The organism is Dactylosporangium cerinum (assembly GCF_042653625.1).
GTDB lineage: Bacteria > Actinomycetota > Actinomycetes > Mycobacteriales > Micromonosporaceae > Dactylosporangium > Dactylosporangium cerinum.
Genome location: NZ_JBHSIU010000066.1, coordinates 365,540 through 380,853 on the forward strand (window position 1 = coordinate 365,540; position 15,314 = coordinate 380,853).

Below are 15,314 nucleotides of genomic sequence, written 5' to 3' on the forward strand. Positions count from 1 at the left end.
CCCGTCAGTGCCGGTGCGTCGCGTCGGCGTGGCGGGGGTCCCCGGGATGTTCGTAGCCCGGCTCGAGGCGGACCAGCGCCGCGCACCGCTCCTCGAGCCAGCCCACGAACCGCCGCTCGGCGTCCTCGGCCCCGAGCCGGGCCGCCAGGGCGTCGCGTTCCACGGCGTAGTCCTGCGGATGCCGGTCCCGGTTGCGCTGGAAGTAGGCCCGCGTCTCGGCCTCGTCCGCCGGCACGGGCGGCGCCACGCGGTCGCGCAGCACCCGGGCGACGGGGTGCGCGGCGATGACCGCCGCGACCACCCCGCCGGTGCGCAACGCGTCGGCGAGGCGCACCGGGCGCGGCTCGCCGGCACCGGCGGACAACCCCAGCCGCCCGGCCTCGTGCTCGACGACCCCCTCGACGGTGAGCACCTGCACCAGCCACCGGCGCAGGTTGCGGCCCTCGGCGGTGGCCGGGTGGGGGAGCCGCGCCGCGTACGGCCCCCGCCGCAGCGCGTCGAGCCGCTCGTCGACGGCGGCGACGGCGATCGGCCGCCCGGCGACCCAGGCGGCAACCCCGGTCACGCCGTCACCTCGACGGTGATCGGCTCGGTGTAGTGCAGTTCGCCGCCGTGCGCGATCCGGCACAGCGCCCACCAGCGGCCCGGACCATGACCCGTGAGGACCCGGACCGGCAGCCGCAGCGTGGTCCGGCCGCCAGCGGGCAGATCCACCAGCGCCGCCGGTGCGGGGAACAGGTCCCACGTGTGCCACGGGCTGATCAGCTGCACCTCGACCGAGATCGGCCCGGCCGCGTCGGTGGCGAGGTCGAGCGCGACCGCCGTTTCCTGGCCTGGCCGCAGCACCAGGCCCGACGGGTCGCTCCAGCCGGCGGTCACGGTCTCCGGGCCGTCGGCGCCGACGAGGAGCCGGGCCACGTCCTCGACGCCCCGTTCGGTGCGGGCCCGCAGCCAGTACACGCCGGATCCGGGCCGGTCCGGCGGACGGACGACGACCTCGTGGCGGGTGTGGCCGCCGGGCGGCAGGTCGTAGGGGAACGCCGCGGGCGCGGCGTCCCAGCCCGGCGGCACCACCAGCTCGACCGTGCCCGCCGCCCGGTCCACGGTCAGGTCCGACGACACCGTCACCGTCACCGGGACCGGCCCGTCCACGACGGACACCGGCGGGTCGAGGTGCACCGTCACCGGCAGGTTCCCGGTCGGTGCGGGGCCGGTGTTGTGCAGCCAGTACTTCGCATACGCGGGCTCCGCCGGTGCCACGGCAGCGGTGATCCGGCCGACCCGGACGGCGGCCTGCGCGATGTCGGCGCCGCCGAGGGACAGCAGCACCGCGCCGTCCCGCACGGGCAGCGGGTCGCCGGGGGCCTCGAGGAGGTTCGTGGCCGTCGCGCCGGTCGCCGGCGTCCACAGCCGCAGCCGCACGTCCGCGGGGCGCCCCGCGGCCTCGTAGAGCCGGACCGTGACGCTGTCGACAGCGGTGACGGCGGCACCCGACGCGAGGGGGTTGCCGGTCGGCTTGAGCGCCGCCACGACCACCTCACCGTCCGACTCCACCGTCACGTAACCGCCCGATGCGGCGGCGGTGCCGTCCGTGACGCGGGCGTGCAGCGGGTGGTTCACCTCGTGGCCGTGCCGGACCAGGCCGGTGGCGCGCCAGTCGCCGGCGCCGGCGACGAGCGCGGCGTCGAAGGTGTGTGTCCAGTGCTGCTGCTGGAACGTCGAGCCGTCCGGGGCGGTGCGCCGCGGCGGGTCGATCCACACCCCGGAGGGCCAGCCGGTGCAGGAGCGCAGCAGCGACAGGTGCAGGGCGCCGGTGGTGTCGACCGCGAAGCCCGGCACGCCCCGGTTGACCAGCGCCACGGTCCGGTCGTCGAGGTCCGGGTCGGGCAGATCGGTGAGCGGCTGGGTCACCGGCACGACCCCGGTGGCCAGGTCCGCGCACAGCGTCTCGAGGTCGTCGACGGTGATGAGCACCGGCAGGTCCAGCACGCCGGTCAGGTCGGCGTTGGGCAGCCACACGCCGGTCAGCGCCTTCGCGGCCGGCACCAGCACGCGGGCCCGGCCGTGCGCGGCGAGCTGCCGGCCGACCTCGTCGGCGTAGCCGGGGCCGGCGGCGGCGAGGACCGCGGCCGTGAACGCGGTCCGGCCGACGCTGATCCGCACGTCGGGCAGGTTCGAGTCGACGGCGAGCCGGCCGTAGCGGGGGCCGTCCGGCCGGGACGTGGTGGCGGTGACGCCGCGGCGGACCAGGGCGACGGCGAGGTCCCGGACCGCGGGCCGGTCGGCGTCCTCGGCGACGATCTCGGCGATGCCGAACGCGCGGGTGTGCCGGCGGGTCCCGGCGAGGTCGTGCACGTCGACGCGGGCGGTGCTGGAGACCGCGAACCAGTGCTGCGCCGGGTTGTCGAGGGTCCACGGCGCCTGCTCGGTGTCCACGTCGATGAGGCCGAACCCGCGGCCGACGACGGCGTTGCCGACCTCGCTGACCGGCAGCCCACCGGCGACCGCGGCCGGCCAGCACAGCCGGACCAGGTGGTCCTCGCCGGTGAAGTCGTCGACCTTCGTGGTCACCTCGAGCCGGTCGCCGCCGTGCCAGAGCGTCAGGGTCTGCGTGTGGCGCAGCGGGCCGGTCCCGCCGGTGACGGTGATCCGCTGGCCGAGCGGGCTGTGCTCGACCCGGACGGCGTCGGCGGGCCGGCGGGCGGAGCCGTGCGTGGCGGGCCCCTTCGGCAGCAGGTGCCACGGGCCCTCGTGGAAGCGCGGATGGGCGGAGTACTCGTCGTAGACCAGCAGCTCGTTGCCGACCCGCCCGGGCTGCAGCAGCTCGCGGCCGGTGCGCAGGTCGACGAGGCTGGACACGCAGCCGCCGCGGGCCGGGTCGACGGCGACGCGGTAGACCTCGTTCTCGATCACCGGCGCCCCGCCGGCCTCGCTCCAGCCCACGACCTCGCCGTGCGCTGTCAGCGGCCAGGCGCGGTAGCCCAGCGCCGGGACGTCGTCGGCGCGGAACACGACGTCGGCGGCGGCAAGGGTGCCGTCGGCATGCCGCCGGACGTGTTCCAGCAGCGCCGGCCGGTCACCGACCGAGACGCCGGCCGGGCCGGGCTCGGGGAACTCGACGGGGACCCGCACGAGGTCGGTGCGCGGCCACGCCGAGGGGTTGAACACGACGATCCGCCGGCCCGGCCCGCCCCCGCCGATGCTGGACGAGGGCGGGCCGAGCCGGCGCAGCGCCCCGTCGAGCACCGACGCGGCCAGGTCGTGCGCCTCCCGCCAGCCGGCCAGGAGGTCCAGGTACACCTGGTCGGACTCGCTGCCGGTGATGGCGTCGTGGTGCGCGCCGTAGACCAGTTGCCGCCACGCCTTGTCGACCGCCTCGTGCGGGAACCCGGCGCCGTGCGCGGCGGCCACGGTCGCGAACAGCTCCGCGTCCACCAGCAGCGCCTCGACGTGCCGCTGCGCCTGCTTCGTGTCGATGAACGACACGTCCTTGCCGGTGTAGACCGGGTTCATGTCCCGGGTCTGCGGGGACGGAGTGAAGCCGGGGGTCGCCCGGACCGCGGCGAAGAACTCCCTCGGCAGGCCGCAGACGAAGCGCGGCGACACGTACCTGGCGTTCCAGTCCCGCTGGATCTGCGTCACCCACTTCGCCGGCGGTGTGTAGTCGGTCCCGACGGGCAGCAGCACGTTGCGGGTCGCGGCGACCTGCTTCAGCAGCAGGAACAGCTCGTACACGTGCTGCTCGGCGCCGGCCAGGGTGGGCTGGGCGTCGATGTGCCAGCCGGCCGAGTAGTGCGCCGGCATGTAGTGCGTCAGCACGCCACGCCCCGACGGGGAGATCCATTCGAACTCGGAGCTGAACTGCATCGTCGACGGGTCGCCCCAGCCGTCGCGGGGCTCGTGCGTCCACAGCATCGGCCCCCACTGGTGGAACGGTCCCCGGGCCCACGACGAGGAGTCCAGCCCGGCGTCGGCGACCAGGCCGGGGAACTGCGGGTCGTGCCCGAAGACGTCGAGCTGCCAGGCGGTGCGGGGGTCGCCGCCGACGACGTCGCGCTGGAAGCCGATGCCGTGCACCAGGTTGCGGATCGTCGACTCGGCGGAGGTGAGGTTGGTGCTCGGCTCGTTGTAGGTGCCGCCCATGAGTTCGAGCCGGCCCTCCTCCAGGAGGGTCCGCAGGTATCGCCGGTCCTCGGGGTGGCTGTCCCAGTAGGGCTTGAGGTAGTCGAGCTCGGCGAGCACGAACTTGTAGTCGGGGTCCCGCCGGGCCGTCTCCAGGTGCAGCCGGACCAGGTCGAAGCCGGTGTGCTGGAACCCGGCCCGGAACTCGGTGCCCAGGCGGCCCGCACGGTCCCACATCGCCGTGTAGGCCGCCTGGGTGTTCCACCAGACCGGGTCGTAGTGGAAGTGCGACACCATCCACACCGTCCACCCCGGCTCGGCCACGACGAGGGTCGCGGCCGCGCTGTGCCCGTCGCCGGTCGTGACCTCGATCGGCACCACGGTGCCGGGCGGCGCCGTGCACTCGACGCCGACCTCCACCAGGGGTCCACTGTGGACGTCCGCGTGGCCCCGGACGCCGTCCCCGGTGATGTCCAGCCTTCCCGGCCAGTCCGTGACCTCGACGCGGACGACCTGCAGCGGGCCGGTGACGAACAGTTCGGTGCCGGTGACGGCGAGGATGCGCATGCAGCAGGACCTTTCAGCCTTTTACCGCGCCGGTCAGGCTGAACGCCCCACCGAGCACTTTGGACAGTGCGGAGTACAGCAGGATCACCGGTGCGGTGTAGAGGATCGAGAACGCGGCGAGCTGGCCGTAGGCCACCTGCCCGTACTGCGAGAAGAACGTGTAGATGGTCACCGACGCCGGCTGCTTCTCGGGGCTGAGCAGCAGGATGAACGGGACGAAGAAGTTGCCCCACTGCAGGACGAACGTGAAGATCAGCACGACGGTCAGGCCCGGGACCATCAGCGGCAGCACGATGCGCCACAGCGACTGGAACCAGCCGGCCCCGTCGGTCCAGGCCGCCTCCTCGAGGCTGACCGGGACGCTGTCCATGAAGTTCTTCATCATCCAGACCGCGAACGGCAGTGACGACGCGGCCATGAACGCGATCGTCGCCGGCACCGAGTCGATGAGGTTGAACCGGCTGTACATGGCGTAGACCGGCACCATGACGGCGGTGATCGGCAGGCCCGTGGCGAACAGCACGACGTACAGGAACGACCGGCCGAAGCTGGTCCGGTACCGCGACAGCGGGTAGGCGGCGAACACGGCGACGAGGACCGTCAGCAGGGCGGTGCCGCCGGAGATGACGAACGAGTTCCACATCGGGATGAACACGGTGTCGGCGTCGAGGATGTCGGTGAAGTTGGCGGCGGAGACCTCCCAGGTGATGTCGGCGGACATGGCCGCGCCGGGCTGCACGGAGGCGACCAGCAGCCAGCCGAACGGCAGCAGGAACGCCACCGCCACCACGGCGAGGGCCAGGTAGACCGGCAACCGCCTGATCATGCCGCCACCTCCGCTGCGCTCCGGCGTCGGCCTGACCCGAACCTGAGCCTCCGATGCCCGGTCACTCCGCTGCGCTCCGGACCCGTCATGCGTCCTCCAGCTTGATCAGGCGCAGGTAGACCAGCGAGAACAGGGCCCCGATGAGCAGCAGCACCAGGGCCATCGCCGTGCCGTAGCCGAGTTGGTAGAACTTGAACGACTGCTGGTACATGTACAACGGCGTGGTCTGGCTGGCGTTGCCCGGACCGCCCCCGGTCATTACGTAGATGAGCCCGAACGCGGCGAGGGTCTGCAGCGTGATGAGCATCAGGTTGCTCACGATCGAGCGGCGGATCATCGGCAGCGTGATGTGCCGCAGCCGCTGCCACGCCGAGGCGCCGTCGACCTGCGCGGCCTCCACCAGCTCCGGCGGCACGTCGGACAGCGCCGCGGAGTAGACGAGCATGGAGAAGGCCGTGCCGCGCCAGACGTTGGCCAGGATGACGGCCAGCATCGGCGTGGTGTAGAGCCAGTTCTGCTGGACGCCGACGTGCTGCAGGAGCTGGTTGAGCGTGCCCGTGCGGTACAGGAAGGCATACCAGCAGAAGCCGGCGACGGTTTCCGGCACCGCCCAGGCGGCGATGATCAGGCCGGTGACGACGGTCCGGGCCGTCCGGCCGCGACCGCGCAGGAGCAGCGCGATCAGCAGGCCGAGCGTGTTCTGCCCGATGACCGCCGAGCCGACGACGAACACGAGGGTGAGCAGCAGCGAGTGCAGGAACGCCGGATCCTGCGCCATCCGGGTGAAGTTGTCGGCCCCGACGAAGTCGACGGTCACGGACCCGGTCAACGCCATGTCGGTGAAGGCGGTGTAGACGCTCCACAGCATCGGCCCCGCGAAGAAGACCACGAGCAGCAGCAGGGCGGGCAGCAGTGGGGTGAACCGGCGCAGCATCGGCGCTACTTGACCTTGTCTGGTCCGACGACCTGCTTGAGCTGGTTGCCGAACGCGGTGACGGCCTGCTGGGGGCTCTGCTGGCCGGTCATGACGGCCTCCATCGCGACCTGGATCGCATTGGAGACCTGCGGATAGTCCGCGTACGCGGGTCGGAAGTGCGTGACGGAGACCAGGTCAGTGAAGAACTTCAGGGACGGGTTCGCCGCCAGGTACGCCGGGTCCGCGGCGACGTCGGCGCGCTCGGCGATCTGGCTCGCGGCGATGTCGTAGGCGAGGGTGTTCTCCTTGTTCAGCGCGAGGCTGACGAAGTCGAACGCGGCCTGCTTGTCCTTGCTCTTCGACCCGACCGACAGCACCCAACCGCCGGACATGCTGGTCCTGCCCGGCGCCTGGCCCTTCTGGGTCGGCATCGCGGCCAGGCCGAGCACGGTGTTCCACTGCGGCCACGGCTTGGAGCCGCTGGGCAGCCAGGTGCCGCTCTGCCAGGAGCCGTCCAGTGCGATGGCCAGCTTGCCGCCGGGCAGCAGCTCGGTGCTCAACCGGCTGCCGAAGTTGGGGTCGAGCGCGTCCTGCGGGGTTGGGGCGAGCCCCTCGCCGTAGATGGTCTTGATGAAGCCGAGCGAGTCGAGCATGCCGGGGCTGGACCCGATCCACTTCTTGCTCGCGTCGTCATACAGGGTGTCCTCGGTGCCGTACAGCAGCATCTCCAGGCCCTGCATCGTGGCGGCCTCGCCGGCGGCCTTGCCGGAGTAGACGTTGAGCGGGATCACACCGGGCAGCTTGGCCTTGAGGGTGCGGGCCGTGGCGAGGATGTCGTCCCAGGACTTCGGCTCCCACGGCACGGTGATGCCGGCCTGCGCGAAGAGGTCCTTGTTGTACCAGAGGGCGCGGGTGTCGGTGCCCATCGGCACGCCGTAGGTCTTGCCGTCCAGGGCCTTCGCGGCGGTCTTGGAGGCGTCGGTGAACTGGCTCCAGTCCGGCCACTTGGCGAGGTAGTCGTCGATCGGGGCGAGGAAGCCCGCCGCGATGTCGGTGTTGACGAGGAACGTGTCCTCGTACATGACGTCGGGCGCGGTGTTCGCCGAGCGGTTCATCAGCGACAGCTTGGTGTAGTAGTCGTTCTCCGCGGCCTCGATCGGCACCAGCTTCACGGTCGTGCCGGGGTGGGCCGCCTCGTACTGGGACTTGACCTTCTTCATCTGGTCGTCCATCTGCGTGAACGCGCCGAACTTCTGGTAGGCGACGGTGACGGTCTTGCCGCCGTCGCCGGAGCTGGAGTCGCACGCCGCGGCGGCGGGCAGGATCAGGGCGGACAGGGCTGCAAACGTGACGATGCGTCGCATCGCTGCTCCCGGGGGTCTTGGCGGAACCGGTGACGGAGCTGTATGAGAACGTAATCAGAGAACGTAATCAGATAATCTGGGCCGGTCAATCCCTGAGGAGGTCCGGTGACGTCGAGACGACCGACCATGCGTGATGTGGCAGTGCTGGCCGGGGTGAGCCCCGCGACGGTCTCGAGGGTGGTCAACGACGAGCGGTACATCCGCCCGGAGACGCGCTACGCCGTCGAACGCGCGATCACCGAGCTCGGCTTCCACCGCAACGAGCTCGCCCGCGGCTTACGCCCGGGTCAGACCACCGAGACGATCGCGTTACTCATCGAGGACCCGGCCAACCCGTTCTGGTCCGGGGTCACCCGCGGCGCCGAGGAGACCGCCCGCCGGCACCAGCACATGCTGGTCGTCGGCAGCACCGGGCAGCGCTTCGAGCAGGAGCGCGACCTGCTGCGCGACCTGGTCCGCCGGCGGGTCGACGGGCTGCTGGTCACCCCGACCGCGCACGATCACGTCGACCTGCACGCGGAGCTGGCCCGCTGGGCGCCGATGGTCTTCATCGACCGGGTGCCGCAGGGCGTGCCGGCCGACTCGGTGGTGCTGGACAACTACGGCGGCGCCCGCGAGGCCGTCGCGCACCTGACCGCGCAGGGGCGCCGCCGGATCGGCTACATCGGCGGCGACCCGGCCGTCTTCACCGGCGCCGACCGGCTCGCCGGCTACCGCCGGGCGGTCGAGGACGCCGGCCTCGGCTACGACCCGGTGCTGGTCAGCCTCGACAACCACACCGTCGAGGCGGCCCGCGCCGCGGCGACGGCACTGCTGGACGGCCCGGCCGCCGCCGACGCGATCTTCGCCGACAACAACCGGATCTGCGTCGGGGTGCTGCACGCCGTCGCGGGACGCGACGAGATCGGCGTCGCCGGCTTCGACGACCTGGAGCTGGTCGACCTGCTGCCCCGGCCCGTCCCGCTGGTCACCTACGACACGGTCGAGCTCGGCCGGCGCGCGGCCCAGCTGCTGTTCGGCCGGATCGCCGGCGACACCGGGCCGACCACGCAGGTCCTGCTGCCGACCAGGCTCGTGCTGCGGGGTGGTCGCGCACAGTGACCGGCACGGTGCCGGGCAGCAACCGATTGCGGTCACTGTCCTGACAACGTTGACATCGGTCCAACGTTGCCCTTCTATGGGTGTTGTCGCAGTTGTTCGATCTGGTCCGCCAACCACATCGAACCGTGCCGGCGCCCGCGCCCACCCCCGCGCCCGCGTCGCCCTTCAGGTTGGCCTCCTCCCGATCGTTCCGCCAAACATCGAGGGAGAACACGCCCATGCAGCACCACGCCCCCCGCAGCCGAATACCCCGCAGCATCGCCGTCCTCGCCGCCGCCGCGCTCGCGATCACGGCCGCCTCCGTCGTCACCGCGGCGCCCGCCAGCGCCGCCACGACCACCGTCAACATCAACGGCGGGATCGTCGGGCGCACGTTCGACGGCGTCGGCGCGATCAGCGGTGGCGGAGGCAACTCCCGCCTGCTGATCGACTACCCCGAGCCGCAGCGCTCACAGATCCTCGACTACCTGTTCAAACCCAACTACGGCGCCGCCGTGCAGCTGCTGAAACTGGAGATCGGCGGCGACGCCAACTCCACCGACGGATCCGAACCGTCGCACCAGCACGTGCGCGGCGACATCAACTGCAACGTCGGCTACGAGTTCTGGCTCGGCGAGCAGGCCGTGGCCCGCAACCCCAACATCAAGCTCGTCGCACTGCCGTGGACCGCACCTGGCTGGATCGGCGGCGGCAACTTCTGGTCCCAGGACATGATCGATTACGACATCTCGTGGTTGAACTGTGCCAAGGGCCACGGGCTGAACATCAGCTACCTCGGTGGCTGGAACGAACGCGGCCACGACAGCACCTGGTACAAGAACCTGCGGTCGGCGCTGAACAGCCGCGGGTTCGCGGGCGTGCAGATCGTCGGCGACGACAGCGGCTGGAGCATGGCCGACGAGTTCGGCGACACGACGCTGAAGAACGCCGTCGGCGTCCTCGGCAACCACTACGTGTGCGGCTACCTGTCCCAGGCCGACTCGTGCAGCACCACCTCCAACGCCCGAAACAGCGGCAAACCGTTGTGGGCCAGCGAGTTCGGCTCCCAGGACGACAACACGGGGGTTGTGCCCTACATCCGCACCGTCAACCGCGGCTACCTCGACGCCGAGATCTCCGGTTACATGAACTGGCCGCTGATCGCCGCGATCACGCCGAACCTGCCGTACTCGACGGTCGGGCTGATGGACGCGGGTTCACCGTGGTCCGGTGCGTACCGGGTCGGCAGGAACCTGTGGGCCAACGCGCACTACGCCCAGTTCACCCAGCCCGGCTGGAAGTACCTCAACAGCTCCGCCAGCGGCTACCTCGGCGGCAACCGCGCCAACGGCAGCTACGTGTCGCTGAAGTCGCCGAACAACAGCGACTACTCCACGATCTACGAGACCAGCGGCACCACCTCGACGCAGACCGTCAACGTGACCGTGTCGGGCGGGCTGAGCACCGGGACCGTGCGGGTCTGGTCGACCGACATGGGCTCGTCGAACCCGTCGTCCTACTTCGTGCGGCAGGCCGACATCCAGCCCAGCAACGGCTCGTACACCCTCACCATGCAGCCGAACCGCATCTACACCCTGACCACCACGTCCGGCCAGGGCAAGGGCACCGCATCGAGTCCGGCCTCGTCCTCGCTGGGGCTGCCCTACAGCGACAACTTCGACGGCTACGCCGTGCGGAAGTCACCGCGCTACTTCGAGGACATGCAGGGCTCCTACGAGACCCGCGCGTGCGCCGCCGGCCGCTCCGGCACGTGCCTGCAGCAGGTCGCGCCGCAGCGGCCGATCAACTGGCAGGACGACAGCGACGCCTACACCCTCGTCGGCGACCCGGCATGGAACAACTACACCGTCAGCCTGGACGTCAACATGCAACAGGCCGGCACCGTCACCCTGCTCGGCCGGGCCAACACCCAGCTGCGCCCGCAGAACCGGCAGGCCGCCTACCAGCTGCGGGTCACCAACACCGGCGGCTGGTCGATCGTGCGGCACGGCACCGACAACTCCAACACCACCCTGGCGTCCGGCAGCCGCGCCGCGCTGGGCCTCAACACCTGGCACAACCTGAAGCTCGGCTTCTCCGGCACCCAGATCACCGCCCAGATCGACAACGCAGTCGTCGGCACGGCCAACGACGGCGCGTTCGGCGGCGGCATGGCCGGCGTCGGCGTCGTCGGGTACCAGACCAACCAGTTCGACAACCTCAGCATCACCCCCAACGCCGGCCCGGTCCTCAGCGTCCTGCGCGGCGCCGAGTCCGGCCGTTGCGTCGACGTCCCCGGTGCCACCCAGGCCAACAGCACCCGGGTCGCGTTGTGGGACTGCAACGGCGGGACCAACCAGCAGTGGGTGGCCACGGGATCCCGGCAGCTGCAGGTGTACGGCAGCAAGTGCCTCGACGTGAGCGGCGGCAGCACCACCGACGGCGCGGCGGTCATCATCTACGACTGCACCGGCGGCACCAACCAGCAGTGGACGGTCAATCCGGACGGCTCGGTCGTGGGGGTGGGCTCCGGCAAATGCCTCGACGCCACCGCGCACGGCACCGCCAACGGCACCCTGCTGGAGATCTGGACCTGCAACGGCGGCGCCAACCAGCGCTGGTCGCGGACCTGAGAGGAGTTCTTTGATGCGAAGGATACTGATCGTTGTTCTCACGCTCGGCCTTTTCCTGGCCGGGTCCGCGGGCGTCGCATCGGCGGCGACGCCGGCCTCCAACAGCGTCGGCGTGCTGATGCAGTCCTACAACGCCAACACCGGCCGGATCGGCAGCGACTGGTGGACCAGCGCGGTGTCGCTGAGCACCGTCATGACGTACCGCCAGGCGACCGGTGACACCCAGTACGACTACGCGATCTCCGGCGCCTACGCGAAGAACCCGGACTTCACCAACGAGTTCATCGACGACACCGGCTGGTGGGCCCTGGTCTGGATCCAGGCCTACGACATCACCGGCAACCGCGCCTACCTGACCACCGCCGAGAACCTCGTCAAGTACATGCACAACTACTGGGACGGCACCTGCGGCGGCGGCGTCTACTGGAAGACCGACCGCCAGTACAAGGCGTCCATCGCCAACGAACTGTTCCTCGCCGCTACCGCCGGCCTGCACAACAGGATCGCTGGCGACAGCACGTACCTCGGCTGGGCCACCGCCGAATGGAACTGGCTGCGCGGCAACGGCGTCATCAGCAACAACCTCGTCCGCGACGGGATCACCATCCCCGGCTGCGGCTACAGCACCGCGGTGTACACGTACAACCAGGGCGTCGTGCTGCAGGGCCTCATCGAGCTCAACCGTGCGACCGGCGACGCGTCGCTGCTGACCACGGCCAGGTCGATCGCCACCGCCGCCGTCGCCCGCTTCAACCGCAACAACGTCCTCTACGAGGGCTGCGAGCCGAACTGCACCGGCGACGGCCAGGCGTTCAAGGGCATCTTCATCCGCTACCTGCGCGCCCTGGCGGTCTTTGTGGGGACGACCCAGTACGACGGGTTCATCACCACCACCGCCAACTCGATCCTGGCCAACAACACCAACAGCGCCGGCCAGCAGGGCAACTCGTTCGTCGGGCCGTTCGCCCTGTGGAGCCCCACCACGCAGGCGGCCTCGGCGGCGGCGCTCATCGCCGCGCTCGGCAGCACCACCCCGCCGGCCAGCAACGTCCTGCGCGGCGCCGAGTCCGGGCGCTGCGTCGACGTCCCCGGCTCCACCCAGACGAACAGCACCCGGGTCGCGCTGTGGGACTGCAACGGCGGGACGAACCAGCGCTGGGTGGCCACGGGATCCCGGCAGCTGCAGGTGTACGGCAGCAAGTGCCTCGACGTGAGCGGCGGCAGCACCGCCAACGGCGCGGCGGTCATCATCTACGACTGCCACACGGGCACGAACCAGCAGTGGACCGTCAACGCTGACGGCACCGTGGTCAGCGTCGCCTCCGGCAAGTGCCTCGACGCCACCGCGCACGGCACCGCCAACGGGACGCTCCTGGCCATCTGGACCTGCAACGGCGGCGCCAACCAGCGCTGGTCGCGCAGCTGACCTTCGTAGCGGCCCGTCCCGCTCCGGCGGGACGGGCCTGCTCGAAGTGCGCAACGAGAAAGACGACATCGAGCTGCACTGATCAATAGAGTGCGGCTCATGGCTGGTGACGGCACGGCGGTGGTGATCGGCGCGAGCATGGGCGGGCTGCTGACCGCCCAGGTGCTCAGCGCGCACTTCGCACAGGTCCTCGTGGTGGACCGGGACACGCTGCCCGGCACGCCCACCCATCGCCGATGCGTGCCCCAGGGCCGCCAACTGCACGTGCTGCTGTCGCGCGGGCGGGAAGCCCTGGAGGAACTGTTCCCGGGTCTCTCCGCGCAGCTGAGCGACGCCGGGGCGCCGATGGTCGACCTGCACGGGCAGGTGCACTGGTGCAACGACGGCTACCCGATGCGGCGGGCGCCATCCGACCTCATCGCGGTCGGGGTCAGCCGGCCGCTGCTCGAGCACACCGTCCGGGAGCGGGTCGTTGCGCTGCCCGCGGTGCAGCTGATCACCGGCGCCGACGCCGTCTCGCTGCTCACCGGCGATGGCACCGTTCTGGGCGTGCGGATCTGCCCGCTCGGCGAACTCAAGCAGTCCTATGACATCACGGCGGATCTCGTCGTGGACGCCGGCGGCCGGGCCTCGCGAAGCCCACGGTGGCTGGCGCAGCTCGGCTTTCCCGTGCCGCGCGAGGACCGGGTCCGGGTCGACGTCACCTATGTCACCCGCGTGTACCAACGGGATCCATCGCACCTCGACGGCATGCTGGGTGCGCTGACCAACGCGGTCCCCGGCGCACCGCGGGCCGGGATCGCCGCGGCGCTGGAGGACGACCGGGTCGCGGTCGCGCTGAGTGGCATGCTCGGTGAGCAACCGCCGACCGACGACGCGGGCATGGCGGCGTTCGCCGACTCGCTGTCCGCACCGCACATCGCGACGATCGTCCGGGACGCCCGGCCGGTCAGCGACGCCGCGACGATGCGGTTCCCGGCCAGCGTCCGGCGCCGGTACGAACGGCTGCGCCGGTTCCCGTCGGGATACCTGGTCGTCGCCGACGCGCTGTGCAGCTTCAACCCGATCTACGGCCAGGGCATGACGGTCGCGTCCCTGCAGGCGCTGCTGCTGCGCCGGCTGCTCGCCTCGCGGCCAGGGTTTGGCAACGGGCTCGCGCGAACCTTCTTCCGGGACGCCGCGAGGATCATCGACGCGCCGTGGTCCATCGCGGTGGGGACGGACCTGCGGTTCCGCGAGGTCCCGGGACGCCGCACCGCCCGGGTGCGGGTCACCAACGCCTTCGTCCACCGGCTGCACGCCGCCGCGACCCGGGACGCCACGCTCGGTGCCGCGTTCCTGCGCGTGGTGAACCTGGTGCGGCCACCGGCGTCGCTGCTGACGCCGGGCACTGTGCTGCGGGTGCTCCGCGGATCCCTGCGCAGGCCCCGCCCGGCCGCCGCCGTTCCGCAGCGCGCTGCGACGAGGGTATGACGGCCGTGCCGTACCTGGTGCCGCCACAGCGCTGGCAGCTGGCCCGTGCCGCGCTGCGCGACGCCGGCGACCGGTTCAGGTCGCTGCTCACCGACGGGCGCGCCCGCAGCGCGATGGCGACCGCCGACTGGACCGTCGCGGATTCGGCCGCGCACGTGCTGGGCATCGCGATGATGTACGTGTCCCTGGTGGAGCACGGCACGGCGACCCTGGACGTGCCGGACCTGGAGGCGGCCCTGGACACCGTCAACGTGGACACGGTGGCCGACCTCAACGCTCATGTGCTCTCGCACTACGCCGAGCGTGATCCGGACCGGCTGTCGGAGCTGCTCGGCGGGTCCGTCGACCGGATCCTGGCCGCGACGGGGTCCATGCGGCCGGAGGCTCCTTTGCGGTGGCTCGGCGACTCGCGGGTGCCCGTCGCCGGAGTCGTCGCCCACCTGGTCAACGAGTTCCTGGTGCACGGCTGGGACATGGCCCGCGCGTTGCGCCGGCCCTGGTCGATGCCGGATGGGCACGCCGCCCTGTACTGGGAGCTGTTCTTTGTCGGCATGCTGCACCACGACTACGGCGCGCTGCTGAACACGTCGCTGCCGATGCCCCGCCGGCCGATCGCGGTGCAGTTCCGCTCGGCGTACACACCTTCCTCGACGGTCGTCCTCGGCGACAAGCGGGTATGGCTTGCGCCCCCGCAGGATCCGTTCGACGTCCGGGTGACGTTTCGACCCGCCGGTTTCAACCTCATGCTCTTCGGCCGCATCGGCACGGTGACGGCGGCGCTGCGCCGGGACGTCGTCGTCGGCGGACGCCGTCCGTGGCGGCTGCCGGCGTTCCTGCGCGTCGTGCACATGCCCAACGCGAGGTTCGCCCCGCCGCGAGGTCGGGGCCGCAGGTAGGAACGGCCGCA

General features: G+C 71.3%; 10 protein-coding genes. 5 read left to right on the plus strand and 5 right to left on the minus strand.

Annotated elements, in window-relative coordinates:
* Positions 1–4: 4 nt before the first annotated feature.
* The 5 genes from ACFPIJ_RS44000 to ACFPIJ_RS44020 all read right to left on the minus strand — a co-directional run bounded on the left by ACFPIJ_RS44000 (position 5) and on the right by ACFPIJ_RS44020 (position 7,795).
* Positions 5–565, minus strand: coding sequence for a DUF7158 domain-containing protein (locus ACFPIJ_RS44000; RefSeq protein WP_380124976.1), 561 nt, complete (start codon positions 563–565; stop codon positions 5–7).
* Positions 562–4,689 (minus strand): glycoside hydrolase family 38 N-terminal domain-containing protein, encoded by a 4,128-nt coding sequence (locus ACFPIJ_RS44005; RefSeq protein ID WP_380124978.1) that lies wholly within the window; start codon positions 4,687–4,689, stop codon positions 562–564. Before ACFPIJ_RS44005 ends, ACFPIJ_RS44000 begins: the two co-directional genes overlap by 4 nt.
* 13 nt (positions 4,690–4,702) lie before the next feature.
* Positions 4,703–5,515, minus strand: coding sequence for a carbohydrate ABC transporter permease (locus tag ACFPIJ_RS44010; protein ID WP_380124980.1), 813 nt, complete (start codon positions 5,513–5,515; stop codon positions 4,703–4,705).
* Positions 5,516–5,600: 85 nt separating this feature from the next.
* Positions 5,601–6,449 carry a carbohydrate ABC transporter permease gene (locus ACFPIJ_RS44015; RefSeq protein ID WP_380124982.1) on the minus strand — a complete coding sequence of 283 codons (849 nt, stop codon included), beginning with the start codon at positions 6,447–6,449 and terminating at the stop codon, positions 5,601–5,603.
* 5 nt (positions 6,450–6,454) lie between these two features.
* Entirely contained in the window at positions 6,455–7,795 is a 1,341-nt protein-coding gene (locus ACFPIJ_RS44020; protein ID WP_380124984.1) for an extracellular solute-binding protein, read from the minus strand.
* A 126-nt stretch (positions 7,796–7,921) separates the two neighbouring features.
* Between ACFPIJ_RS44020 and ACFPIJ_RS44025 the strand changes: the two genes are divergently transcribed.
* From ACFPIJ_RS44025 to ACFPIJ_RS44045, 5 genes are all read left to right on the plus strand, one after another.
* Positions 7,922–8,896 carry a LacI family DNA-binding transcriptional regulator gene (locus ACFPIJ_RS44025; RefSeq protein WP_380124986.1) on the plus strand — a complete coding sequence of 325 codons (975 nt, stop codon included), beginning with the start codon at positions 7,922–7,924 and terminating at the stop codon, positions 8,894–8,896.
* 218 nt (positions 8,897–9,114) lie between these two features.
* Positions 9,115–11,508, plus strand: a complete 2,394-nt coding sequence (locus ACFPIJ_RS44030; RefSeq protein WP_380124988.1) for a ricin-type beta-trefoil lectin domain protein — start codon at positions 9,115–9,117, stop codon at positions 11,506–11,508.
* Between the two features lie 13 nt (positions 11,509–11,521).
* Positions 11,522–12,934, plus strand: a complete 1,413-nt coding sequence (locus tag ACFPIJ_RS44035) for a glycoside hydrolase family 76 protein (protein WP_380124990.1) — start codon at positions 11,522–11,524, stop codon at positions 12,932–12,934.
* A gap of 99 nt (positions 12,935–13,033) precedes the next feature.
* The gene (locus ACFPIJ_RS44040; RefSeq protein ID WP_380124992.1) at positions 13,034–14,407 is read left to right on the plus strand and encodes an FAD-dependent oxidoreductase; all 1,374 of its coding nucleotides are present in this window, start codon (positions 13,034–13,036) and stop codon (positions 14,405–14,407) included.
* Positions 14,404–15,303 carry a maleylpyruvate isomerase N-terminal domain-containing protein gene (locus ACFPIJ_RS44045; protein ID WP_380124994.1) on the plus strand — a complete coding sequence of 300 codons (900 nt, stop codon included), beginning with the start codon at positions 14,404–14,406 and terminating at the stop codon, positions 15,301–15,303. Before ACFPIJ_RS44040 ends, ACFPIJ_RS44045 begins: the two co-directional genes overlap by 4 nt.
* Positions 15,304–15,314: the final 11 nt, after the last annotated feature.

Coding starts and splice junctions, on each gene's coding strand:
- ACFPIJ_RS44010 (WP_380124980.1), bottom strand. CDS start 5,515: ATGATCAGGCGGTTGCCGGTCTACCTGGCCCTCGCCGTGGTGGCGGTG.
- ACFPIJ_RS44030 (WP_380124988.1), top strand. CDS start 9,115: ATGCAGCACCACGCCCCCCGCAGCCGAATACCCCGCAGCATCGCCGTC.
- ACFPIJ_RS44040 (WP_380124992.1), top strand. CDS start 13,034: ATGGCTGGTGACGGCACGGCGGTGGTGATCGGCGCGAGCATGGGCGGG.
- ACFPIJ_RS44020 (WP_380124984.1), bottom strand. CDS start 7,795: ATGCGACGCATCGTCACGTTTGCAGCCCTGTCCGCCCTGATCCTGCCC.
- ACFPIJ_RS44005 (WP_380124978.1), bottom strand. CDS start 4,689: ATGCGCATCCTCGCCGTCACCGGCACCGAACTGTTCGTCACCGGCCCG.
- ACFPIJ_RS44045 (WP_380124994.1), top strand. CDS start 14,404: ATGACGGCCGTGCCGTACCTGGTGCCGCCACAGCGCTGGCAGCTGGCC.
- ACFPIJ_RS44025 (WP_380124986.1), top strand. CDS start 7,922: ATGCGTGATGTGGCAGTGCTGGCCGGGGTGAGCCCCGCGACGGTCTCG.
- ACFPIJ_RS44035 (WP_380124990.1), top strand. CDS start 11,522: ATGCGAAGGATACTGATCGTTGTTCTCACGCTCGGCCTTTTCCTGGCC.
- ACFPIJ_RS44015 (WP_380124982.1), bottom strand. CDS start 6,449: ATGCTGCGCCGGTTCACCCCACTGCTGCCCGCCCTGCTGCTGCTCGTG.